The 21,486-nt window shown below is 63.1% G+C and carries 19 protein-coding genes; 7 read left to right on the forward strand and 12 right to left on the reverse strand.

Annotated features, from left to right (window positions below; all coding sequences use genetic code 11):
• Positions 1-188: 188 nt before the first annotated feature.
• The 5 genes from betB to betI form a co-directional block, all read right to left on the reverse strand.
• Positions 189-1,652 carry a betaine-aldehyde dehydrogenase gene (gene betB / locus FCU66_RS19820; RefSeq protein WP_136617599.1) on the reverse strand — a complete coding sequence of 488 codons (1,464 nt, stop codon included), beginning with the start codon at positions 1,650-1,652 and terminating at the stop codon, positions 189-191.
• Positions 1,653-1,803: 151 nt separating this feature from the next.
• Positions 1,804-3,456: a choline dehydrogenase gene (betA, locus tag FCU66_RS19825; RefSeq protein ID WP_136617598.1), complete on the reverse strand. Its 1,653-nt coding sequence runs from the start codon at positions 3,454-3,456 to the stop codon at positions 1,804-1,806.
• Positions 3,449-4,450 carry a threonine/serine dehydratase family protein gene (locus FCU66_RS19830; RefSeq protein ID WP_136617597.1) on the reverse strand — a complete coding sequence of 334 codons (1,002 nt, stop codon included), beginning with the start codon at positions 4,448-4,450 and terminating at the stop codon, positions 3,449-3,451. The genes betA and FCU66_RS19830 overlap by 8 nt, the downstream gene beginning before the upstream one ends.
• Positions 4,450-5,979, reverse strand: coding sequence for a choline-sulfatase (betC, locus tag FCU66_RS19835; protein ID WP_136617596.1), 1,530 nt, complete (start codon positions 5,977-5,979; stop codon positions 4,450-4,452). Before betC ends, FCU66_RS19830 begins: the two co-directional genes overlap by 1 nt.
• A complete protein-coding gene (gene betI, locus FCU66_RS19840; protein WP_136617595.1) occupies positions 5,976-6,566 on the reverse strand; it encodes a choline-binding transcriptional repressor BetI in 591 nt (196 codons plus the stop codon). The genes betC and betI overlap by 4 nt, the downstream gene beginning before the upstream one ends.
• A gap of 200 nt (positions 6,567-6,766) precedes the next feature.
• Here betI and FCU66_RS19845 point away from each other — a divergent pair, with 200 nt between their 5' ends.
• Positions 6,767-7,933, forward strand: a complete 1,167-nt coding sequence (locus FCU66_RS19845; RefSeq protein ID WP_136617594.1) for an acetyl-CoA acetyltransferase — start codon at positions 6,767-6,769, stop codon at positions 7,931-7,933.
• A gap of 28 nt (positions 7,934-7,961) precedes the next feature.
• Positions 7,962-8,966 carry an asparaginase gene (locus FCU66_RS19850; protein WP_136617593.1) on the forward strand — a complete coding sequence of 335 codons (1,005 nt, stop codon included), beginning with the start codon at positions 7,962-7,964 and terminating at the stop codon, positions 8,964-8,966.
• 9 nt (positions 8,967-8,975) lie between these two features.
• Here FCU66_RS19850 and FCU66_RS19855 read toward each other — a convergent pair whose 3' ends face one another.
• Positions 8,976-10,352, reverse strand: a complete 1,377-nt coding sequence (locus FCU66_RS19855; RefSeq protein ID WP_136617592.1) for a TIGR03808 family TAT-translocated repetitive protein — start codon at positions 10,350-10,352, stop codon at positions 8,976-8,978.
• A gap of 121 nt (positions 10,353-10,473) precedes the next feature.
• Between FCU66_RS19855 and greA the strand changes: the two genes are divergently transcribed.
• The gene (gene greA / locus FCU66_RS19860) at positions 10,474-10,947 is read left to right on the forward strand and encodes a transcription elongation factor GreA (RefSeq protein WP_136617591.1); all 474 of its coding nucleotides are present in this window, start codon (positions 10,474-10,476) and stop codon (positions 10,945-10,947) included.
• Here the strand turns inward: greA and FCU66_RS19865 are convergent.
• The 4 genes from FCU66_RS19865 to FCU66_RS19880 form a co-directional block, all read right to left on the reverse strand.
• The gene (locus FCU66_RS19865; RefSeq protein WP_136617590.1) at positions 10,944-11,330 is read right to left on the reverse strand and encodes a type II toxin-antitoxin system death-on-curing family toxin; all 387 of its coding nucleotides are present in this window, start codon (positions 11,328-11,330) and stop codon (positions 10,944-10,946) included. The genes greA and FCU66_RS19865 overlap by 4 nt on opposite strands.
• Positions 11,327-11,557 (reverse strand): AbrB/MazE/SpoVT family DNA-binding domain-containing protein, encoded by a 231-nt coding sequence (locus FCU66_RS19870; protein ID WP_023760503.1) that lies wholly within the window; start codon positions 11,555-11,557, stop codon positions 11,327-11,329. Before FCU66_RS19870 ends, FCU66_RS19865 begins: the two co-directional genes overlap by 4 nt.
• Before the next feature lie 415 nt (positions 11,558-11,972).
• Entirely contained in the window at positions 11,973-14,093 is a 2,121-nt protein-coding gene (gene scpA / locus FCU66_RS19875; RefSeq protein ID WP_136617589.1) for a methylmalonyl-CoA mutase, read from the reverse strand.
• Positions 14,090-15,532, reverse strand: a complete 1,443-nt coding sequence (locus FCU66_RS19880; RefSeq protein ID WP_136617588.1) for a methylmalonyl-CoA mutase subunit beta — start codon at positions 15,530-15,532, stop codon at positions 14,090-14,092. The genes scpA and FCU66_RS19880 overlap by 4 nt, the downstream gene beginning before the upstream one ends.
• 281 nt (positions 15,533-15,813) lie before the next feature.
• Here FCU66_RS19880 and FCU66_RS19885 point away from each other — a divergent pair, with 281 nt between their 5' ends.
• Positions 15,814-17,361, forward strand: coding sequence for a helicase HerA-like C-terminal domain-containing protein (locus FCU66_RS19885; RefSeq protein WP_136617587.1), 1,548 nt, complete (start codon positions 15,814-15,816; stop codon positions 17,359-17,361).
• A 36-nt stretch (positions 17,362-17,397) separates the two neighbouring features.
• On the opposite strand, the gene FCU66_RS19890 is transcribed toward FCU66_RS19885, so the two are convergent.
• Both FCU66_RS19890 and FCU66_RS19895 read right to left on the reverse strand, forming a co-directional pair.
• Positions 17,398-18,222 carry a L,D-transpeptidase gene (locus FCU66_RS19890; RefSeq protein WP_136617586.1) on the reverse strand — a complete coding sequence of 275 codons (825 nt, stop codon included), beginning with the start codon at positions 18,220-18,222 and terminating at the stop codon, positions 17,398-17,400.
• A 168-nt stretch (positions 18,223-18,390) separates the two neighbouring features.
• Positions 18,391-19,053, reverse strand: coding sequence for a haloacid dehalogenase type II (locus tag FCU66_RS19895; RefSeq protein ID WP_136617585.1), 663 nt, complete (start codon positions 19,051-19,053; stop codon positions 18,391-18,393).
• 157 nt (positions 19,054-19,210) lie between these two features.
• Here FCU66_RS19895 and FCU66_RS19900 point away from each other — a divergent pair, with 157 nt between their 5' ends.
• The 3 genes from FCU66_RS19900 to FCU66_RS19910 all read left to right on the forward strand — a co-directional run bounded on the left by FCU66_RS19900 (position 19,211) and on the right by FCU66_RS19910 (position 21,481).
• Positions 19,211-20,089 (forward strand): branched-chain amino acid aminotransferase, encoded by an 879-nt coding sequence (locus tag FCU66_RS19900; protein WP_136617584.1) that lies wholly within the window; start codon positions 19,211-19,213, stop codon positions 20,087-20,089.
• A 107-nt stretch (positions 20,090-20,196) separates the two neighbouring features.
• The gene (locus FCU66_RS19905) at positions 20,197-20,793 is read left to right on the forward strand and encodes a superoxide dismutase (RefSeq protein ID WP_136617583.1); all 597 of its coding nucleotides are present in this window, start codon (positions 20,197-20,199) and stop codon (positions 20,791-20,793) included.
• Between the two features lie 250 nt (positions 20,794-21,043).
• A complete protein-coding gene (locus tag FCU66_RS19910; RefSeq protein WP_136617582.1) occupies positions 21,044-21,481 on the forward strand; it encodes a c-type cytochrome in 438 nt (145 codons plus the stop codon).
• The last annotated feature ends 5 nt before the right edge of the window (positions 21,482-21,486 follow it).

Raw genomic sequence — 21,486 nt, forward strand, 5'->3', positions numbered from 1 at the left:
CCTTGCGGGGGAGATGCCTGGCAAGGCAGAGGGGGGGCTGTCCCGCCGACCCTCAGCTATTGACGATCACCACGTGTATTCGGATGAATGGATTAGACCAAAGGTTGGCGATCCTTCACACCCCCCTCTGGCCTGCCGGCCATCTCCCCCGCAAGGGGGAGATCGGATGTCTCTACGGCTTTCGCCAATCAATACGGGCTCGCCACATCCCCGGTCTCGACATAAACCGACTTCAGCTGCGAATACAGCGCCAGCGCCGCCAGAGAATTCTCGCGGCCGATGCCTGACTGCTTGAAGCCCCCGAACGGGATCTCCACCGGCGTCAGATTGTAGGCGTTGATCCAGCACGTGCCGGCCTGCAGCTCGGCGATGACGCGATGGGCGCGCGGCAGGTCGCGTGTGAAGACGCCGGCGGCGAGACCGAATTCGGTGTCGTTGGCGCGCTCGATCACCTCGTCCTCGCCGTCGAATTTCAACACGCTCATCACGGGCCCGAAAATTTCTTCACGGGCGATGCGCATGCCATCGGTGACGCCGGTGAACACCGTCGGCTCGACGAAGAAGCCGCCCTGAAAACCCTGCAGTGAAGGCACGTTGCCGCCGCAGGCGAGAACGGCGCCATCCTGCTTGCCGATTTCGATATAGCCGACCACCTTCTCATGCTGCGCCTTGGAAACCAGCGGGCCCATCTGGGTTTCGGGATCGAGCGGATCGCCGATGCGGATTTTCTTGGTCCGCTCTATCAGGCGGTCGACGAAACGGTCGTGGATGCCGCTTTGCACGAAGACGCGCGTGCCGTTGGAGCAGATCTGGCCGGTCGAATAGAAATTGCCGAGCATGGCGCCGCCGATGGCGTTCTCGATGTCGGCATCGTTGAACACGATCAGCGGCGACTTACCGCCGAGCTCCATCGTTGCGTGCTTCATCTTTGAGCCGGCCAGCGACAGCACCTTGCGGCCGGTCGGCACCGAGCCCGTCACCGAGACCTTGGCGACGACATCGTGGCCGACGAGACCGGCGCCGACATCGCCATAGCCCTGCACCACGTTGAACAGCCCGTCGGGCAGGCCGGCCTCGCTGTAGATCTCGGCCAGTGCCAGCGCCGAAAGCGGCGTGTTTTCCGACGGCTTGAACACCATGGCGTTGCCCATGGCGAGCGCCGGTGCTGATTTCCAGCCGGCGATCTGGATCGGATAGTTCCAGGCGCCGATGCCGACACAGACGCCGAGCGCTTCGCGTCTTGTATAGGCGAAGGGCCCGCCGAGATCGACCGACTCGCCATTGTAGGCGGCAACCGCACCGCCGAAATATTCAAGGCAGTCCGCCGCCGAAGGGGCGTCCGCCACCAGCGTTTCCTGGATCGCCTTGCCGGTATCCAGCGTTTCGATGCGGGCGAGGTCGGCATTGCGGGCGCGCAAGATGTCGGCGGCGCGGCGCAAGATGCGCCCGCGCTCGACCGGCTTCAGCCGCGCCCAGGCGGGCTGCGCTGCCCGCGCGGCCTCGACGGCGAGTTCCAGTACATTCGGCGTCGCCGAGCGCAGCATGGCGATGGTCTCACCGGTTGCCGGATAGATGACCGGCAGCGGCGCGCCACCTTCGTCCTCGATGTAGCGTCCGTTGACATAGTGCGATGCCGTGGGCTGGGCGCGCATGGGAGGTCTCCAAATCGTCTTCGCTGTAGCGCCGCGCGTCCTCTTGGACGCGCAAAGGACGCTGCAGCATCTTAATTTTGCGCATGATCTTTCCGAAAATCGAATCCGATTTCGGGATCATGCGCCAGCGGAACGTTCGCCGGATCATGCTCTATCTGTCTGATACCTGCCAGCGCGGATTGATCCATGGTTCCTGGTTGGACGGCGCCAGCGGCGTGCGGCCAAGGATGTGGTCGGATGCCTTCTCGCCGGTCATGATCGATGGCGCGTTGAGGTTGCCATTGGTGACGCGCGGGAAGATCGAGGAATCGGCGACCCGCAGGCCTTCGACGCCGATGACCCGGCACTCCGGATCGACGACGCTCATCATGTCGTCGGCGCGGCCCATCTTGCAGGTGCCGCAGGGATGGTAAGCGCTTTCGGCGTGGTCCCTGATGAAGACGTCGAGATCGTCGTCCGACTGCACATGGCTGCCCGGCGAGATTTCCTTGCCCCGATAGGGGTCGAACGCCGACTGGCCGAAGATTTCGCGCGTCAGCCGGATGCAGTGGCGGAACTCGGTCCAATCGTCTGGATGCGACATGTAGTTGAAGCGGATCACCGGCTGCGATTTCGGGTCCGGCGAGCGCAGCGTCACCGAGCCGCGCGACTTCGATCGCATCGGCCCGACATGCGCCTGGAAGCCGTGCGACTTGGCCGCCGCCTTGCCGTCATAGCGGACAGCCGCGGGGATGAAATGGTACTGGATATCGGGGTAGTCGACGCCGGCACGTGAGCGCACAAAGGCCGCCGCTTCGAAATGGTTGGTGGCGCCGAGGCCGGTCTTGAAGAACAGCCACTGCGCGCCGATGAGCGCTTTCGAGAACGGGTTCAGCACCGAATTAAGCGTGATCGGCAGCAATGATTCCTGCTGGATGTAGAGTTCCATATGGTCCTGCAGGTTGCGGCCGACGCCGGGCCGGTCGGCCACCACGGCAATGCCGTTTTCGCGCAAATGCTCGGCTGGGCCGATGCCGGACAGCATCAGGATCTTGGGCGAGTTGATCGACGATGCGGCGACGATCACCTCACGTCGCGCCTTAACGACCTGAATCTGTTTGTGAGCTTCGATCTCGACGCCGATGGCGCGTTGATTCTCGATAATCACCCGCCGCGCAAAGCCCTTGACCAGACTCACGTTTTTGCGCTTCAGCGCCGGCTTCAGATAGGCTGATGCCGCCGACCAACGGCGGCCGCCGCTGATGGTCTGCTCCATCGGCCCAAACCCTTCCTGCTTGGAACCGTTGTAGTCGTCGGTCAGTTCGAACCCGGCCTGGCGGCCGGCCTCGACGAAGGCGCCGTAGAGCGGATTGCGGCGCGAGCCGCGCTGTACATGCAAAGGTCCACTTTTGCCCCGCCAGCCATCCTCGCCGCCGTCCGAGTCTTCCATGCGCTTGAAATAGGGGAGCACGTCAGTGAAGCCCCAACCGGCCGCACCGTCTTCGGCCCAATGGTCGAAGTCGCGGGCGTGGCCGCGCACATAGACCATGCCATTAATCGAGGACGAGCCGCCGATGACCTTGCCGCGCGGCGTCGCCAGTACGCGGCCGCCGAGATGCGGTTCCGGCTCGCTGGCAAAGCCCCAGTCATAGAGGCTCATGTTGAGCGGGATCGACAACGCCGACGGCATCTGGATCAGCGGCCCGATATCGGTGCCGCCGAATTCGATGACGATGACCGAATGCTTGCCGTCTTCCGACAGGCGATAGGCCATGGCCGAGCCGGCCGAGCCGGAGCCGATGATGACGAAATCTGCTTCAAGCATGGTTCATATGCGCCATAAAATCGGCGAGCGAGACATTGCCGCCGGTAGCCACAACCAGGACGGTTTTGCCCGCCACATTCACCTTGCCGCCGAGCAGTGCCGCGAGCGAGGCGGCGCCGGACGGTTCGAGCACCAGCTTCATGCGCTCGAAGGCGATCCGCATGGCACGCCGCACCGATTGGTCGTCGACGGTGATGCCGCGGACACCTGCCGTCTTCACCGCGGCAAACGGCGCGTCGCCAGGCCGGCGCGACATCAGCCCGTCACAGATCGATTTCGGGCCGATCGGCATCGTCTCGATGCTGCCATGCGCCAGCGACGAGCCCATGCCATTGAAACCTTCCGGCTCGACGCCGATGATATCAGTGGCGGGCGACAGATAGTGGAAGGCGAGCGAAACGCCGCCGATCAGCCCGCCGCCACCGACCGAACAGAACAAGAGGTCGGCACTGGCGTTCTTGGCCTCGAGCTGGTCGAGCGCTTCGAGGCCGGCGCCCGCCTGGCCGGCCACGATCTCCGGATCGTCGAATGGATGCAGCAGCGCCAGCCCCTCTGTCTCGGCGATCTCGCGGGCCTTGGCGGCCGCGACTTCCTCCCGCGCGCGCTCGCCATGATCGGTTAGCACGACGCGCGCGCCATAGCCCGCCGTGGCGTCGCGCTTGGCGGCCGGTGCATCGATCGGCATGACGATGGTGACGGGAATGCCGAGCGCCTGGCCGGCGGCCGCCAGCCCTTGCGCGAAATTGCCGGAGGAGTAGGCGACGACGCCTTTCTTCGCCTCGTCGGGTGAAAGCTGCTTCAGCCGCCAATAGGCGCCGCGCACCTTGAACGAGCCGGCCCATTGCAGCGATTCCGGCTTGATGAAGACGCGGGCCGCCCCCGTCTCCCCGGCCAGCGCCGTCGATTCCAGCAGCGGCGTAACCTGCGTCGCCCTGGATGTGACGGCATAGGCCTGCTTGAGATGGTCGAGGGAGGGGACGAGAAGGTCTGACATCATTCGCCTCGCGGATACCGCTTGCTCTCTTCGAGATTGTCGAGATTCATGTGATTGCGCATGTAGCGCTCGGACGCCTTTTGCAGGGGCTGGAAATCCCAGGGGTAATAGGCGCCGTTGCGCAGCGCCGGATAAACGACCCAGCGGCGCGCCTGGCTTTCGCGCACTGCGGCGTCGAAGCCGGCCATGTCCCAGCGCGCCTGGACCTTGTCCATGAAGGCCGCCACCAAGCCCGCATTGGCGGGATCGTCGGCCAGATTGTCTCGCTCGAGCGGATCGGCTTCGAGATCGAACAGTTGCGGCGGATCGAGCTCGCAATGGACGAATTTGTATCTGCCGTCGCGGATCGCCACCAAAGGCGCGTTGGAGCCTTCGGCGGCGTATTCGATCAGCACCGGCGCCGTGCGCTCGATGCCCTCGGTGAGCGGCAGCAGCGACTGGCCGTCGGTCCACGGCGCGATCGCAGCGATGTCGATGCCGGCGAGGTCGCAAAGCGTCGGTGCCACGTCGAGATTGGAGACCGGCGTCTCGATCAGCCCGGCGCGAACGCCCTTGCCGGCAATCATCAGCGGCACCCGCGCGGAACCCTCGAAGAAGCTCATCTTGAACCACAGGCCGCGCTCGCCGAGCATGTCTCCGTGGTCCGAGCAGAACAGGATGACGGTGTCGTCGAGCATGCGGGTGCGCTCGAGAACGTCCAGAAGCTCGCCGAGCTTGTCGTCGACATAGGAGATGTTGGCGAAATAGCCGCGCCGCGAACGACGCACCTGCTCTGGCGTGATCTCGAAAGCGGGATAGTCACTGGCGTGGTAAAGCCGCCGGGAATGCGCATCCTGCTCGTCATGCGCGATGAACCCGGTTTCCGGGTCCAGCGCCTGGCAATGCTCGTAGAGATCCCAATACTGCTTGCGCGCGACGTAGGGATCGTGCGGGTGTGACAGCGAGACGGTGAGGCACCAGGGCCGATGGCTCTCATCATCCTGTTCGCGCGAAAGCTGATAGAGCTTCTGCGTGGCTAGGAACACGACCTCGTCATCATACTCCATCTGGTTGGTGATCTCGGCGACGCCGGCGCCGGTCACCGAGCCCAGATTGTGATACCACCAGTCGATGCGCTCGCCGGGTTTGCGGTAGTCCGGCGTCCAGCCAAAATCGGCCGGGTAGATGTCAGTGGTCAGCCGCTCCTCGAAACCGTGCAGCTGATCCGGCCCGACGAAATGCATCTTGCCCGACAGGCAGGTATAGTAGCCGGCGGCGCGCAGATGATGGGCGAAGGTCGGGATCGATGAGGCGAATTCGGCTGCATTGTCATAGACGCCGGTGCGCGACGGCAATTGCCCGCTCATGAACGAGGCACGGCCCGGCGCGCAGAGCGGCGACGCCGTGTAGTTGTTGGCAAAGCGCGCCGATCGGGCGGCCAGCGCCTTCAGGTGCGGTACGTGCAGAAACTCTGCCGGCCCGTCCGGAAACAGGGTCCCGTTGAGCTGATCGACCATGACGATCAGGAAATTGGGTCGCTTCGTTGTCACTGTTTGCGCCGCTCGCCAAGTTTGGTTTCGAGATAGTCCTCGACCAGCGCGATCGCGGTCGCGGCATCAGGCACGCCGTCCTTCAACGCCCGCCTGATGTAGAGCCCGTCGATCATTGCCGCGGTCGCTTCGGCGGCGCGGTCGGCTTCAGCTCTGGGCAGGATGCCGGTCAGGCCGCTCATCAGGTTGGAGTGCAGCCGCCGCGCATAGACCCTGAGCAGCCGGCGCAAGGCCGGGGACTTCTGTGCCTCGACATAGAAGGCGAGCCAGGCGGCGATGGTTTCCGGCTGGAACTGGATGTCGGAGAAGTTCACGGCAACCACGGCCGAAACGCGTTCGCGCGCGGTAGCAGCCGATTGAAGGGCGCGGCGCATGTCGATGGTCAGTTCGGCAAGGATGTGCCGCATTGTCGCCAGCAACAGCTCGTCCTTGGCGCCGAAATAGTGATGGGCAAGGGCTGACGACACGCCGGCGCGTCCGGCGATCTCGGACATGGTCACGTCGAGCGAACCGCGCTCGCCGATCGCCGAGATCGTCGCGTCGATGAGCGCCTTGCGGCGCAATGGCTCCATTCCGACTTTCGGCATCTCGCTATGATCCTTTGAAACAGGATTATTTTTTATTGACGGGTCAATCAACAAAAAAATCGACGCTAGCTTTGCCTGTACCAAGCGATTGTCTGGTCCCGGCCCTTTCCGATGCAGTGATGATTGTTTATATTTGAACAATAAACGCAAAGTGCACTGTGGGCCCACGTGCTGGGCTCGCGTCAAGGATGGAGACCGCCATGACCGCATGCATCGTTGGCTGGGCGCATTCGCGCTTCGGCAAGCTTGAGGGCGAAACGCTCGAAAACCTGATCGTCAAGGTGGCAACGGACGCGCTCGACCATGCCGGCATCGGTCCCGACGAGGTCGACGAGATCGTGCTCGGCCACTTCAACGCCGGCTTTTCGGCACAGGATTTCACTGCCAGCCTGGTGCTTCAGGCCGACGACCGGCTGCGTTTCAAGCCGGCGACGCGCGTCGAGAACGCTTGTGCCACCGGATCGGCGGCGGTCCGCCAAGGCATCCGCGCCATCGACGCCAATGCCGCCCGCATCGTGCTGGTGGTCGGCGCCGAGCAGATGACGACGACGCCCGGGCCAGAGATCGGCAAGAACCTGCTCAAGGCGTCCTATTTGCCCGAGGACGGCGACACGCCGGCGGGTTTCGCCGGCGTCTTCGGCAAGATCGCGCAGGCCTATTTCCAGCGTTATGGCGACCAGTCGGACGCGCTGGCGATGATTGCCGCCAAGAACCACAAGAACGGCGTCGACAACCCCTATGCGCAGATGCGTAAGGATTTCGGCTACGAATTCTGCCGCCAGGAGAGCGAGAAGAACCCGTTCGTTGCCGGTCCGCTCAAGCGCACCGACTGCTCGCTGGTCTCCGACGGCGCCGCTGCCCTTATCCTCGCCGACACCGCGACGGCACTGAAGATGCGTCGTGCCGTTGCCTTCCGCGCCAACGAGCATGTGCAGGATTTCCTGCCGATGTCGAAGCGCGACATCCTGACCTTCGAAGGCTGCGAACAGGCCTGGACCCGGGCGCTGAAATCGGCCGGCGTGACGCTCGACGATCTCTCCTTCGTCGAAACGCATGACTGCTTCACCATTGCCGAACTGATCGAATATGAGGCGATGGGCCTGGCCAAGCCGGGAGAGGGCGCCAGACTGGCGCTCGACGGCACGACGGCCAAGGATGGCCGCCTGCCGGTCAATCCCTCAGGCGGGCTGAAGGCCAAGGGCCATCCGATCGGCGCCACGGGCGTGTCGATGCATGTCTTGACCGCCATGCAGCTTGTCGGCGAAGCCGGCGGCATCCAGGTGCCCGGTGCGAAACTCGGCGGCATCTTCAATATGGGCGGTGCGGCGGTCGCCAACTACGTTTCAATATTGGACCGGATCAGGTAGAAGCAGCCCGTATTTTTACGGGGTAGCCATGACAAATCCGGTTCTGATCGAAGTCTTGCGCGGCACGATCGTCGAGAGCGCGCATCGTGGCGCGGTTGCGGTCTTCGATGCCGACGGCAAACCGGTCTGGGAAATCGGCGATACCGCCAAGCCGGTGTTCCCGCGCTCGGCGGTCAAGGCGATCCAGGCCTTGCCGCTCGTCGAGAGCGGAGCGGCGGACGCCTATGGTTTCGGCAACCGCGAACTGGCGCTTGCCTGTGCGTCCCATTCGGGCGAGCCGGCACATGTCGAACTGGCGCGGTCCATGCTGGCCAAGGCCGGGCTGGACGGATCAGCGCTCGAATGCGGCACGCATTGGCCGTCCAATCATGACGCTGAGATTGCGCTCGCCCGCGCCGGCGGCTCGCCGAACGCATTGCACAACAATTGCTCCGGCAAGCATTCCGGCTTCCTCTGCACCTGCGTCCACGCCGGCATTGCGCACCGCGGCTATGTCAAGCCGGGGCACGGCCTGCAGGAGATGGTGCGCGACGCCATGCAGGCGGTGACGGGAGCCGTCCATGGCGCGGATGAGCGGGCCATCGACGGCTGCTCGATCCCGACCTATGCGGTGCCGCTCAGGAGCTTCGCGCTCGGCTTTGCCCGCATGGCCACCACAAATGGTTTTGGCCCCGAGCGAGCCAAGGCCGCGAGGCGGCTGCTGGCCGCCTGCATGGCCGAGCCCTTCTTCGTTGCCGGCACCGGCCGCGAAGATGTCGCGCTGATGGAGGCCGCACCAGGGCGGATTTTCACGAAAGGCGGCGCCGAAGGCGTCCACTGTGCCGCAATTCCGGAACTTGGCCTCGGCATCGCGCTCAAATGCGATGATGGTGCCGGCCGCGCTGGCGAAGCCATGGTTGCCGCCGTCCTTGCCAAACTGTTTCGCGCCGACGAGGCCTTGGCGTCGAAGCTGAGCGAACTGGCAAACGCGCCCATCGAAAGCCGGAACGGTGCCAAGGTCGGGGCGCTAAGGCCCACCGCGGCCTTGAATTGAAACCGGCCCTCAGCTGACGTGATTGCGCTCGACGGTCAGATGCGGATAGCCGCTACCGTTTGACGAGGCGAGATCGCCTGTCGCCGGCTCGGCCCAGCGCTGGCCGACAACCGCACCGTTCAGCGCGCCGTCGATGACATTGTCGGAGATGACCGCCGTGCCGGCGCCCTCGACGACGGACACGACAACGCCGGTTCCAGCCTTGCGTATGATGTTACCGGTGGCCACGACATTGCGCAGATACGGGCCCCAGCCGATCTGCATGCCATAGAGCGGCGCGTTCTCGATGACGTTGTTGGAAACGGTGGTGTCGGCTTCGACGCCAATGCCGACGCCGAAGCCCGGGGAGTCGGCGGGGTAGGGGCCGCTGGTCGACAGATTGCGCACGATGTTGCCCGAGCAGACGCCCATGCGGCCGCCTTCGTTGAAGTTGACGATCGAGATGCCGTTGGCGGCGCCATCGACGATGTTGTTGCTGATGATGGCGCCTTCGAACGAGAATTCGGAATAGATTGATGTCTCGCCCGAGCGCGAGCAGGTGTTGCCCGATATCTGCAGGTTGCTGGCGCTGTTGGCGCGGATCGCCGAGAAGGCGCAGTCCGAGACGATGTTGCCCGAGATGACGACATTACCGGCGCGAAAGGCATTGATGCCATTGCCGTTCTGCCCGGTCCCGCCGCTGCGCGCCTGGATCCGTTCGACGCGGTTGCCGGTGACAATGGTGCCGTCTTCCGCTGCCTGCCAGCGGTGCACGAGAATGCCGCCATTGGCGCAATCGGAGACGGTGTTGCCCGTGATCGCCAGCCCGCTGGCCTCGACCGAATAGATGCCGGCATCGGCAGCCCCTGATATCTCCGAGCGCTCGACCCGGCCCGTCGCGTGTTCCAGCGCCAGTCCGTTCTTGCCGCTGCCGGTGATCTGGCAATTGTCGACGACCAGATGCGCGACCCGGCGCAGATCGAGCAGCCCTTGCGCATAATCGCCCATCGAGCGGTTTGTGCCGTCGAAGACCAGCCCGCTGAATTCGATATGGTCGGCCTGTTCGGCCATGAACAGATGACCGTCGCCGCCATAGACGATCCGCGTTGCGCCCGGAACGCCGGAAAGACGCAAGCGGCCGGGTAGCGAGAGGTTGGACACCACATAGGTGCCCGGAGGCAGGAACACCGGCATGTCGCGGTCGTTGGCGTCGCGCAGCAGTTTGGCGAAGGCCTTGCTCTGATCGTCGAAGGTGCCGGGCTGCACGCCGAGTTCGGTGGCATTGATCGAGCCGCGCATCGAGGCTTTCTCGATGCCGGTCAGGCTTGCGGCCGCAGCCTTGCCGAGCGCAAGGCCCATGACGGCAAAGCCGGCGGTTCCGGTCAGCAGCGTTCGTCTGTTCAACATCGGCACAGAATCCCAGCGTTCAACCCAGACGTCGCAGGAATCGTGCCAGCCGATCTGCCTCTCCCGTCGAGGGCAACGACAATGGCTTGTCGAGCAGCCTTTCCGCGCCTAAGTTCAGGGAATGAGCAGAGCTTTCACTCGCGAGGAAGACAGCGAAAACGCCATTGCCGGTGTCGGTGAGCGGCCGATCAGCCAGCACCGCAATCTGGTGACGGAGCATGGCCTGGCACAGATCGAGGAGAATCTGGCCGACTTGCGCGATATATTGGCGAAGGCCGAACGGAAAGCAGACCGCGAGCGCATCGCGGTTGTGTCGCGTGATCTGCGCTATTGGACCGCCCGGCGTGAAAGCGCCGAGCTCTCCGTACCGGAGCCGGGCAGCGACCTAGTGCGCTTCGGCATGGGCGTCACGCTCGAGGGCGATGACGACAGGAAGGTGCACTGGAAAATCGTCGGTGAGGATGAGGCCGATCCGGCCAAGGGCACCATTTCGCATGTTTCGCCGATGGCCGTGGCCCTGTTCGGCAAGAAGGTCGGCGACGTGGCAAGTGTCAACGGCAAGGAATGGGAAATCGTCAAGCTGTCGGAGAGCTAATCCTCGAGCTTGACGACATGGTCGCGGAAGAAAGCTGCAGCTCCAGTTTCATCGATCTCGCCAGCGGCGACCATCAAGACCAGTTGAATGACGTCCTGCTGGTCGGCCTCGACGCTTAATCCGTTGAAATAAAGAAACAGATCGGCTGCGGCAAAGGCAGTACGTTTGTTGCCGTCAACGAATGGGTGGTTTTTGGCGATGCCGAACAGGTATGCCGCTGCCAGTTCGCACAGATCCGGATCGCCATAAATCTCCCGCTGCTGTGGACGGGAGAGCGCCGACTCCAGCATGCCCTCATCACGTATACCTGCCGCCCCGCCGTGTAGGCGCAACTGCTCGGCGTGAAGCGACTCCACGAACTCCCGCGAATGATGCTCGGTCATTTCGCGAGCGCGCGGTAGGCAACCTCGTATTTTTTCATCCGCTCACGCGCGATCTTCATCTTGCGCTCGAACTCCTCGGCGCTGTCTTCTGTGCGACGCAAACGAAGCTCTTCGCCTTCCTGAACGATGACGATGCTGTCGCCCGCCTTCATGTTCAAACGGTCGAGCAACTCCTTCGGCAGAATCACGCCCTCGGAATTGCCGATCTTACGAATGGTCGTGTTCATGATGGATCATCCTGTTACAACGCCGATTATAACTGGATTGGGGCGTTGTTGCAACAGAGATTATAACTCGACTGGGCTATGAAGCGATCAACGTCCGCGATTAGCCGCGACACCCTTCCTTCGTCATCCACGGGCGGAGCAGGAGCGAAGCGACTGCGCAGACCCGAGGATCCATTCCGTGACACTTATGGCGAGCCAAAGCGGTGCAGAACTAGGCGTTATCGTGCGGTCCAGCGACAACGCTCGATAACGGGCAGAAGACTAAGCGATCATCTTGATGCGTCGCGTACCTCGGCAGACGTCACGGAATGGATCCTCGGGTCTCCGCGACGTCGCTTCGCTCCTGCTCCGCCCGTGGATGACGAGGGGGAGGCGTGCTTAGGCCAATCGCGGAGATTGGTCGCTCTATTGCCGATCACACAGACAGCAGCCGGTCCAGCAAGCGATCCGCCGCTTCCGGGATAACAGTGCCCGGCGGAAAGATCTCAGCGGCACCGGCTTGCAGCACCGCGTCATAGTCCTGTGGCGGGATGACGCCACCGGCGACGATCAGCATGTCGCCCCGGCCGAGCTTTTTCAGCGCGTCGCGCAGTTCGGGGATCAGCGTCAGATGTCCCGCCGCCAGCGACGAAGCGCCGACGATATGAACATCCTGTGCGACGGCGAGCCTGGCGATCTCATCCGGTGTCTGGAACATCGCGCCGACGGTGACGTCGAAGCCGAGATCGGCGAAGGCCGTGGCGATCACCTTCTGGCCACGGTCGTGGCCGTCCTGTCCCATCTTGGCAACGAGTATGCGCGGCTTGCCGCCGGATTTCTTCTCGAAGGCTTCAAGCTTGTCCTGCAGGCCGTCGACCACGGCATTATCGCCGAGGGCCTTGCGATAGACGCCGGCAATGGTCTGCACCGTGGCGACGTGGCGGCCAAAGACTTTCTCCAGCGCAAACGAGATTTCACCGACCGTGGCATTGGCGCGCGCGGCGCGGATGGCGAACTCCAGCAGGTTTTCGTTGCCTTGCGCGGCACGGGTAAGCGCATCGAGTGCGCTCTCGACCGCGCCGACGTCGCGTGTGCCCTTCAGCCGTTGCAGCTTCGACAATTGCCGCGCCCTGACCTCGGCATTGTCGATCTTCAGCACATCGACCTCGATGTCGGTCTCGGGCCGATGCGCGTTGACGCCGACCAGCATCTGCTCGCCGGAATCGATGCGCGCCTGCGTGCGCGCGGCGGCTTCCTCGATGCGCAGCTTGGGAATGCCTTGCTCGGTCGCGGCAGCCATGCCGCCGAGCGCCTCGACCTCCTCGATATGGGCAAGCGCTCGCGCCGCCAGGTCATGCGTCAGCCGTTCGAGATAGGCCGAACCGCCCCACGGGTCGATGACGCGCGTGGTGCCGGATTCCATTTGCAGGATGAGCTGGGTGTTGCGGGCGATGCGCGCCGAATGGTCGGTCGGCAGCGCCATCGCCTCGTCGAAGGAATTGGTGTGCAGCGACTGCGTGTGCCCCTGCGTTGCCGCCATCGCCTCTATCATGGTGCGGACGATGTTGTTGTAGGGGTCCTGCGCCGTCAGCGACCAGCCCGAGGTCTGGCAATGGGTGCGCAGCGACAGCGAACGCTCGTCCTTCGGCGAAAAATTCTTCTGCATCAACGTCGCCCACAGCAGGCGCGCGGCCCGCAGCTTGGCGACTTCCATGAAGAAGTTCATGCCGATCGCCCAGAAGAACGACAGGCGCGGCGCAAAGCGGTCTATGTCGAGGCCCGCCGCAACGCCGGCGCGGGCATATTCGATGCCGTCGGCGATCGTGTAGGCGAGCTCGAGGTCTGCCGTCGCACCGGCCTCCTGCATGTGATAGCCGGAGATCGATATCGAATTGAACTTCGGCATGTTCTTCGACGTGTAGGAGAAGATGTCCGACACGATCCGCATCGAGGGCTTTGGCGGATAGATGTAGGTGTTGCGGACCATGAATTCCTTCAGAATGTCGTTCTGAATGGTGCCGGCAAGATCCTTCTGCGCAACGCCCTGTTCTTCCGCCGCCACGATGTAGAGCGCCATGATCGGCAGCACCGCGCCGTTCATCGTCATCGACACCGTCATGTCGCCGAGCGGAATGCCGTCGAAGAGCTGCCGCATGTCGAGGATGGAATCGATGGCGACGCCCGCCATGCCGACGTCGCCGGCGACGCGCGGATGGTCGCTGTCATAGCCGCGATGCGTGGCAAGATCGAAGGCGACCGACAGCCCCTTCTGGCCGGCGGCGAGGTTGCGCCGGTAGAAAGCGTTGGATTCTTCGGCCGTCGAGAAGCCGGCATATTGCCGGATCGTCCAAGGCTGCTGGACATACATGGTCGGGTAGGGGCCGCGCACGAAGGGCGGCAGGCCCGGATAGGTGTCGAGATACGGCAACCCCTTGAGGTCGCTTTGATTGTACAGATGCTTGGCGACAAGCCCTTCCGGTGTCGTCCGCTGGCCTTTGACCTCGACGGGTGCGCGGCGTGGCGGGACCCAGCCGATCTGGTCGAAATCCGGGATCAAGAGGCGGCTCCGATCGATTGGTCGATGCGGACCGGAAACAGGGGCTCGCAGACGGCAACGCCTTCGGTGAAGGCCGGCCGCCGTTCCGCCGCCAGCGTCTCGACCGGACGTTCGCTTTCCAGGGGATAGAGCGTGGTGCCGATGATGGCCCGCTCGCCTGCCCGGTAGGCTGCATTGCGCTGCGCTGCCGCCGCGTGAACGCGCTTCTGGATATGTCCGTCCTGAAGGCTGGACAGGACGCCGCCCTCGGCCTCGATTGTCTGCAATTCCGCCCAGGCCTTCTCACAGAGTTCCGCGGTCAGCGCTTCGACCGCGCCGGAACCATAGGCGGGATCGGCGACGTGATCGACATGGCTTTCATTGGCCATGATCAGCTGCGCGTTGCGGGCAACGCGACGGGCAAAACCCGCCGGCAGGCCATGCGCGATCGTGTGCGGCAGGATGGAGATCGAATCGGCGCCGCCGGACGCCGCGGCAAAGCAGGCGATGGTGGTGCGCAGGATGTTGGTCTCCGGGTCCATCGCCGTCATCATGCGAAACGACGTCTCTGCATGGATATTGGCGGTGGATGTCGGGATCGAACAGGCCTCCTGCACCCGCGCCCAGAGTCTGCGCAACGCCCGCGCCTTGGCCATCGACAGCAACTGGTCCTGGTCGACGCTGAGCGCAAAGCCGATATGGGGCGCGGCATAGACAAGCGGCTGCCGCGCCGTCTCGAACATTCTGAGATAGGAGACCGCCGAAGCCAGCATGATACCAAGCTCCTGCGCTTCGGTGGCGCCGGCGTTGTGGAACACACGCCCGTCCGCCTCCAGCAGCACGCCCGGAACGCCCATCGAGAAGAAATGCGCCAGCGACTGCGGCATCGAGGCCTGCAAAGCCTCGATCGACATGCGCAGCCGGCCGGTTCCGGCGAAGATGGCCGCCGGATCGATGCCGAAGGAGAGGTTGAGCTTTGCCGGGTCCGAACGGCGCTTGCTCAGGAACGCCACCAGCCAGTCGGCCACGGCGCGGCTCCAGGGATGGGCGTCGATGCGAACCTGGACGCGGTTGAGTGGTACGCCGTCCAGCACCGTCTCCAGCGCCTTCGCCGTTCTCGGCAGGCCGTAGCCGAACGCGTTCGGTGCGCCTTCGAACACAAGCGACAATCCCGTAGCGCCTTGTGCTACGTCCTCCAGCGCCTGGGTTCTGGCACGGTCGATGTTCGGATCGTCGATGCGCTGGCTGACGATCCAGGGCAATTTCGGGTTTGCGCGCACGATCGGTTCCGCGGCGGTGCTGCGGTCATAGAGCGGTTCGATGCGGATGTTGTCATCGCTATGCGAGACCAGCTTCTCCTCGAAGGATGCGCCGGCCAGCGCCTTTTCCGCCAGGGCCAGCCATCGCTGGCGCTCGGCGTTCTCGGGTTCAACGTCCTGGATCAAGGCTCCGGCGCCCATCCGTCTTCCTCGTTTTATGCGGCCGCACCAGCCGGGAGCGGTTCAGTCTACGGTCCCCGGTCCGATATCGCAATGCAATGCGCTTTCAGAGACCGAATTCGATCCACCAGATATAGGGCAGCCTGCGTGGACGAACCATGAACGATTGCCAAACACCGGTAAAATCCGCAAGCTCCAAAAAAACCGATTTTGAGGATTGGCATTGTCGCTCAGCGATGGCCTCACTATACCTGCGGCAAGGCCACTGGCTTTAAACATATCAGTTTGCGGAGACCGGACATATGGCTGACGACACCAGTATTTTCATCGGCGCCAGCCGCAAGCCTGACGACAGCTATCAGCGTGCCGAGCAACTGTTGCTGCAATACGGGAATCGCCATGGCCTTGTGACCGGCGCCACCGGTACCGGCAAGACCGTCACCTTGCAGATCCTGGCCGAAGGTTTTTCCAATGCCGGCGTGCCGGTGTTCTGCGCCGACATCAAGGGTGATCTGTCCGGCATCGCCATGATGGGCACGGCGCAGGATTTCCTCGTCAAGCGGGCCGAACAGGTCAAGCTCGACCCTTATGATTTCCAGGAATTTCCGGTCATCTTCTGGGACCTGTTCGGCGAACAGGGCCATCCGATCCGCGCCACAGTCTCGGAAATGGGGCCGTTGTTGCTGTCGCGCCTGATGAACCTGACCGAGGCGCAGGAAGGCATCATGAACATCGCTTTCCGCCTGGCGGACGAGGAAGGCCTGCTGCTGCTCGACATGAAGGACCTGCAGGCGCTGCTGGCCAACATCGCCGAGCGCGCCGACGAGATCGGCTCGCGCTACGGCAATGTGACGAAGCCCTCGGTCGGGGCGATCCAGCGCACGCTGCTGGTTCTGGAGCAGCAGGGCGCGGCAAACTTCTTCGGCGAGCCGGCACTGCGCATCGCCGACATCATGCGCACCACACGCGACGGGCGCGGCGCCATCAGCGTGCTTGCCGCCGACAAGCTGATGATGAATCCGCGTCTCTACGCGACCTTCCTGTTGTGGCTGATGTCGGAGCTGTTCGAAGTGCTGCCGGAAGTCGGCGACCCCGACAAGCCGAAACTGGTGTTCTTCTTCGACGAGGCGCATCTTCTGTTCGACGAAGCACCCAAAGTGCTGATCGATCGCGTTGAACAAGTGGTCCGCTTGATCCGTTCGAAAGGCGTCGGCGTCTATTTCGTCACGCAGAACCCTTTGGATATCCCCGAAAAAGTTCTGGCCCAGCTCGGCAATCGCGTCCAGCACGCGCTGCGCGCCTATACGCCGCGTGAGCAGCAGGCGGTGCGGACAGCGGCCGAGACGTTCCGGCCAAATCCCGATTTCGATTGCATGACCGCCATTACCCAGCTCGCCACCGGCGAGGCGCTGGTCTCGACGCTGGAGGCCAAGGGTGTTCCGTCCATGGTGCAGCGGACACTGATCCGCCCGCCATCCTCGCGGCTTGGACCCATAACGGCCGCCGAGCGACAAAAGCTGATCCAGGAAAGCCCTGTCGCCGGCCAGTACGATCAGGTCATCGATCGCGAATCGGCCTTCGAGATGCTGCAGAAAAAGGCCAAGGACGCGCAGGATGCCGAAGAGCAGGCCCAGCAGGCCGGCAGTGGCGGCTCGCGCTGGACCATCCCGGGTTTCGGCAATGACGATCCCGCGCCGCAACCCGGTGGCAGGCGCGCGCCGTCACCGCGCCCATCCAATCGGCAGACCGTGGCCGAGGCGGCGATCAAGTCGGTGGTGCGCTCAGTCGGTTCGTCGGTCGGCCGGGCAATCGTGCGCGGGATCCTGGGCAGTCTTTCCAGGGGACGGTAGGACTTGAGGCAGCGGTGTTGCCGCTGCCTCGTCGGCTCAGAAGATCGAGTTGGTGATCGCTTTGACCGGGCCGAGCAGCACCGAACCGTCCGGCACGCCGGCGTCGATCGGGATCGCCTGGCGGTTGGCAGTCGCCACCATCGGCTGGCTGGCGTCGCTGGTCACGACGACCGGCGTCTTCGAGGGTACGCGGTCGTAAAGGTCGATGATGTCCTGATTCATCAGGCGCACGCAGCCTGACGAGACCGACTTGCCGATCGATTTCCATTCCGGCGAGCCGTGCAGGCGGTAGAGCGTGTCCACGTTGCCCTGGAAAAGATAGAGCGCACGCGCACCGAGCGGGTTCTTCAAGCCGCCTGGCATGCCGCCATTGTCGGCGCTGTATGGCTTTAATTCCGGCTGCCGGGCGATCATTTCATCCGGCGGCGTCCACTTCGGCCACTTCTGCTTCCACTGGACCACAGCGTCGCCGGACCATTCGAAGCCGGCGCGGCCGAGACCGACGCCGTAACGGATCGCCTGGCCGCCCGGGCGCACCAGATAGAGATGGTGTCCCGTCGTGTCGACGATGATGGTGCCGGGCTTCTGCCCCGTCGGATCGGGAACGATCTGACGCAGGAATTGCGGATCGATTTTTTCGAACGGTATGGCCGGAAGGTCGAAACCGCCATCGCTGACGGCCGCGTACATCGTCGCATAATCGGGCAGAGGCGGCTCGACATAGGTTGGCGGCGGCGGCTCGACCGGCCCCGGCCCGGTGGTGGCGCATGCCGAAACCGCGATCGAAGCGGCGCCCAAGGCTGCGGCGTTGAGAAAGCCGCGACGGCTCAGGTGAAAAGATTCGATTTCGGTTTTGGACATGGTTGCCTTCTTTAAGTCTCAAATCGCAACAAAGCATGAATTCGCCGACCGTTGCGCGGGTGCCTGACAACACCTGGGGCGATAGGCGGTTCCGATTCTGGCCTGAAGGTGGACAAACAAAGGCGAAGCTGTGACTGCGCCGCCACTGTGGCGCCGGAGACACAGGTCTCAGCTACCCGGCACCAGAGCTTCGAGCGATGGCAGGATCAGGGCCGGCGGGAAGTCCCGGTATTCTTCGGGCTGGTTGGAACGGTTGATCCACACCGTGCGGAAGCCGAATTTGGTGGCGCCTGCGATGTCCCAGCGATTGGAGGATTGGAAGGAAACCGCGTTGGGGTAGAGGCGCCAGCCGGTGGCGACCATGTCGTAGACCGCAGGATCGGTCTTGAAGCGCCGCACGGTATCGACGGAATAGATGTCGTCCAGAACCTGGTCGAGCGCGGCGGACTTGACCGCTGCCTGCAGCATTTCGGGCGAGCCGTTGGACAGGATCGCCAGTCTCGCTCCCGAGGCCTTCAGAGCCTTGAGCACGGCCGGCACTTCCGGATAGCAATCCAGCCGCCAATAGGCATCCAGCAATGTCGCCCTGAGGCCGGGGTCGGCCGAAGGAACCTTGCGCAAGGCGAAATCGAGCGCCTGTTCAGTCAGCTGCCAGAAATCGGCATAGGCGCCCATCAGCGTGCGCACCCAGGAATATTCGAGCTGCTTGGCGCGCCAGATCTCGGACAACAATTGGCCGTCCGGTCCGATCTGATCGGCATGGCGGCGCACGGCGGCATGCACGTCGAACAGCGTGCCATAGGCGTCGAAAACATAGGCGGTGTATTGCATGACAACAGTTTTGAGGGCAGGCGCGACAAGGTGCAAGCTTTGATTGCATCGCGCCCCGGCGCTGGCCTCAACAAAACTCCTTGATGCCGGTTGACGGCGCCCGCCAAAGCATCTTCCAATGGCTGTCACACGAGACCGATTGAGACGGGACAACACGATGACACTGGCGGCTGCGGCGCAATCCGCGACATGGACTTTCGTCGATGGTGATTGGCACGAGGGCAATGTCGCCATTCTGGGGCCGCGCAGCCATGCCATGTGGCTCGGCACCAGCGTGTTCGACGGCGGCCGCTGGTTCGAAGGCGTGGCGCCGGACCTCGAGCTTCATGCCGCCAGGGTGAATTCTTCGGCGATTGCACTCGGCCTCAAGCCGAACATGACCGCCGACAAGATCGTCGGGCTGACATGGGATGGGTTGAAGAAGTTCGACGGCAAGACGGCGGTCTACATCAGGCCGATGTACTGGGCTGAGCACGGCGGCTATATGGGCGTGCCGGCCGATCCCGCATCGACCCGCTTCTGCCTTTGCCTCTACGAATCGCCGATGATCCCGCCGACCGGCTTTTCGGTGACCGTATCGCCGTTCCGGCGCCCGACCATCGAAACCATGCCGACCAACGCGAAGGCCGGCTGCCTCTACCCCAACAACGGCCGTGCCATTCTCGAAGCCAAGATGCGCGGCTTCGACAACGCAATGGTGCTCGACATGCTGGGCAACGTCGCCGAGACCGGAACCTCGAACATCTTCCTGGTCAAGGACGGCCATGTCTTTACACCGGCGCCGAACGGCACCTTCCTGTCCGGCATCACCCGCTCGCGCACGATAACGCTGCTTGGCGAGTATGGCTTCAAGACCACCGAAAAGACGCTGTCGGTGCGCGATTTCCTCGAAGCGGACGAAATCTTTTCGACCGGCAACCATTCCAAGGTGGTGCCGATCACCCGCATCGAGGATCGCAACCTGCAACCCGGGCCGGTGGCCAAGAAGGCGCGCGAACTCTATTGGGACTGGGCGCATTCGACTTCCGCCGCTTGAGCGGATAAAAAGGCGATCGACGCTTCATTCCGGAGTTGTCCCAACCCATTCCAGACCTATCTTAGTCCGGTATCGATACCGGATTTTTCCACGAGGGAGTACCATCCATGGCTTTTGAATTGCCCGCTCTGCCTTACGACTATGAGGCCTTGCAGCCTTACATGTCGAAAGAGACGCTGGAATATCATCACGACAAGCACCACAAGGCGTATGTCGACAACACCAACAAGCTCGCCGCCGAAGCCGGGATGGAGAACTTGTCGCTCGAGGAGATCGTGAAGCAGTCGTTCGGCAAGAATGCCGGGCTCTTCAACAATGCCGCCCAGGACTACAACCATATCCATTTCTGGAACTGGATGAAGAAGGGCGGCGGCGGCAACAAGCTGCCGGGCGCCCTGCAGAAGGCGGTCGATAGCGATCTCGGTGGCTACGACAAGTTCAAGGCCGACTTCATTGCCGCCGGCACGACACAGTTCGGCTCCGGCTGGGCCTGGGTTTCAGTCAAGGACGGCAAGCTGGCGATCTCGAAAACGCCGAATGGCGAGAACCCGCTCGTCCATGGCGCGTCGCCGATCCTCGGCGTCGATGTCTGGGAGCACTCCTATTACATCGACTATCGCAACGCCCGGCCGAAATATCTCGAGGCGTTCGTCGACAGCCTGATCAATTGGGATCACGTGCTGGAATTGTACGAAAAGGCCTGATGCGTGTCGCCCAAAAGTGCGCAGCGGTTTTGGGACAACGACATGCATGAAAGCAAAGACTTCAAACGTGTCCTTCTGATCCGTTTGGCCACGACGCTTTTGATGTCCTGATCGATCTCCAGAAAGCCCCGGCATCCCGGGGCTTTTCTTTTGCTGTGTCGCAGCAAAAAATCATCCGGGAAGGGAATTTTCCCCCTGTAGCTTCCGTTAACCTCCTGTCCCGAAATGCCTTCATCACGGAGCCAATTGAATGAGAAAGCTTGTTATCGCCATCTCTATGCTTGCACTCGCCGCCTCGGCGGCCTTTGCCGACCCGATTCTCGATCGGCAGGCACTGATGAAGGAACGTGGAAAGATCGTCGGCGGCATTTCGAAAGTGGTCAAGGGTGAGGAGCCTTTTGATGCCGCTGCCGTGCTGACGCAGCTGCAGGCATTGCAGGCGAATGCCGAGAAATTCGATGCCGCTGCGCTGTTCCCGGCAGGCAGCGATACAGGCGACACGACAGCGGCGCCCAAGATTTGGGAAGACATGGCCGGCTTCAAGGCCACCGAGGACAAATATCTCGCCGACGTCAAGGCGGCCACCGCCGCCGCTCCCGCCGATGTCGATACGTTGAAGACGCAGTTTGGCGCGATGACTTCCAATTGCGGCACCTGCCACCAGACCTATCGAGTGAAAAAGGGCTGATAGCG

Source organism: Mesorhizobium norvegicum (assembly GCF_004919685.1).
Classification (GTDB): Bacteria; Pseudomonadota; Alphaproteobacteria; order Rhizobiales; family Rhizobiaceae; genus Mesorhizobium; species Mesorhizobium norvegicum.

What these genes read in the sequence shown, in the direction of transcription:
- betB (WP_136617599.1), bottom strand. Translation starts at nt 1,652, where the DNA reads ATGCGCGCCCAGCCCACGGCATCGCACTATGTCAACGGACGCTACATC.
- betA (WP_136617598.1), bottom strand. Translation starts at nt 3,456, where the DNA reads ATGCTTGAAGCAGATTTCGTCATCATCGGCTCCGGCTCGGCCGGCTCG.
- FCU66_RS19830 (WP_136617597.1), bottom strand. Translation starts at nt 4,450, where the DNA reads ATGTCAGACCTTCTCGTCCCCTCCCTCGACCATCTCAAGCAGGCCTAT.
- betI (WP_136617595.1), bottom strand. Translation starts at nt 6,566, where the DNA reads ATGCCGAAAGTCGGAATGGAGCCATTGCGCCGCAAGGCGCTCATCGAC.
- FCU66_RS19845 (WP_136617594.1), top strand. Translation starts at nt 6,767, where the DNA reads ATGACCGCATGCATCGTTGGCTGGGCGCATTCGCGCTTCGGCAAGCTT.
- FCU66_RS19850 (WP_136617593.1), top strand. Translation starts at nt 7,962, where the DNA reads ATGACAAATCCGGTTCTGATCGAAGTCTTGCGCGGCACGATCGTCGAG.
- FCU66_RS19855 (WP_136617592.1), bottom strand. Translation starts at nt 10,352, where the DNA reads ATGTTGAACAGACGAACGCTGCTGACCGGAACCGCCGGCTTTGCCGTC.
- greA (WP_136617591.1), top strand. Translation starts at nt 10,474, where the DNA reads ATGAGCAGAGCTTTCACTCGCGAGGAAGACAGCGAAAACGCCATTGCC.
- FCU66_RS19865 (WP_136617590.1), bottom strand. Translation starts at nt 11,330, where the DNA reads ATGACCGAGCATCATTCGCGGGAGTTCGTGGAGTCGCTTCACGCCGAG.
- FCU66_RS19870 (WP_023760503.1), bottom strand. Translation starts at nt 11,557, where the DNA reads ATGAACACGACCATTCGTAAGATCGGCAATTCCGAGGGCGTGATTCTG.
- FCU66_RS19880 (WP_136617588.1), bottom strand. Translation starts at nt 15,532, where the DNA reads ATGGGCGCCGGAGCCTTGATCCAGGACGTTGAACCCGAGAACGCCGAG.
- FCU66_RS19885 (WP_136617587.1), top strand. Translation starts at nt 15,814, where the DNA reads ATGGCTGACGACACCAGTATTTTCATCGGCGCCAGCCGCAAGCCTGAC.
- FCU66_RS19890 (WP_136617586.1), bottom strand. Translation starts at nt 18,222, where the DNA reads ATGTCCAAAACCGAAATCGAATCTTTTCACCTGAGCCGTCGCGGCTTT.
- FCU66_RS19895 (WP_136617585.1), bottom strand. Translation starts at nt 19,053, where the DNA reads ATGCAATACACCGCCTATGTTTTCGACGCCTATGGCACGCTGTTCGAC.
- FCU66_RS19900 (WP_136617584.1), top strand. Translation starts at nt 19,211, where the DNA reads ATGACACTGGCGGCTGCGGCGCAATCCGCGACATGGACTTTCGTCGAT.
- FCU66_RS19905 (WP_136617583.1), top strand. Translation starts at nt 20,197, where the DNA reads ATGGCTTTTGAATTGCCCGCTCTGCCTTACGACTATGAGGCCTTGCAG.
- FCU66_RS19910 (WP_136617582.1), top strand. Translation starts at nt 21,044, where the DNA reads ATGAGAAAGCTTGTTATCGCCATCTCTATGCTTGCACTCGCCGCCTCG.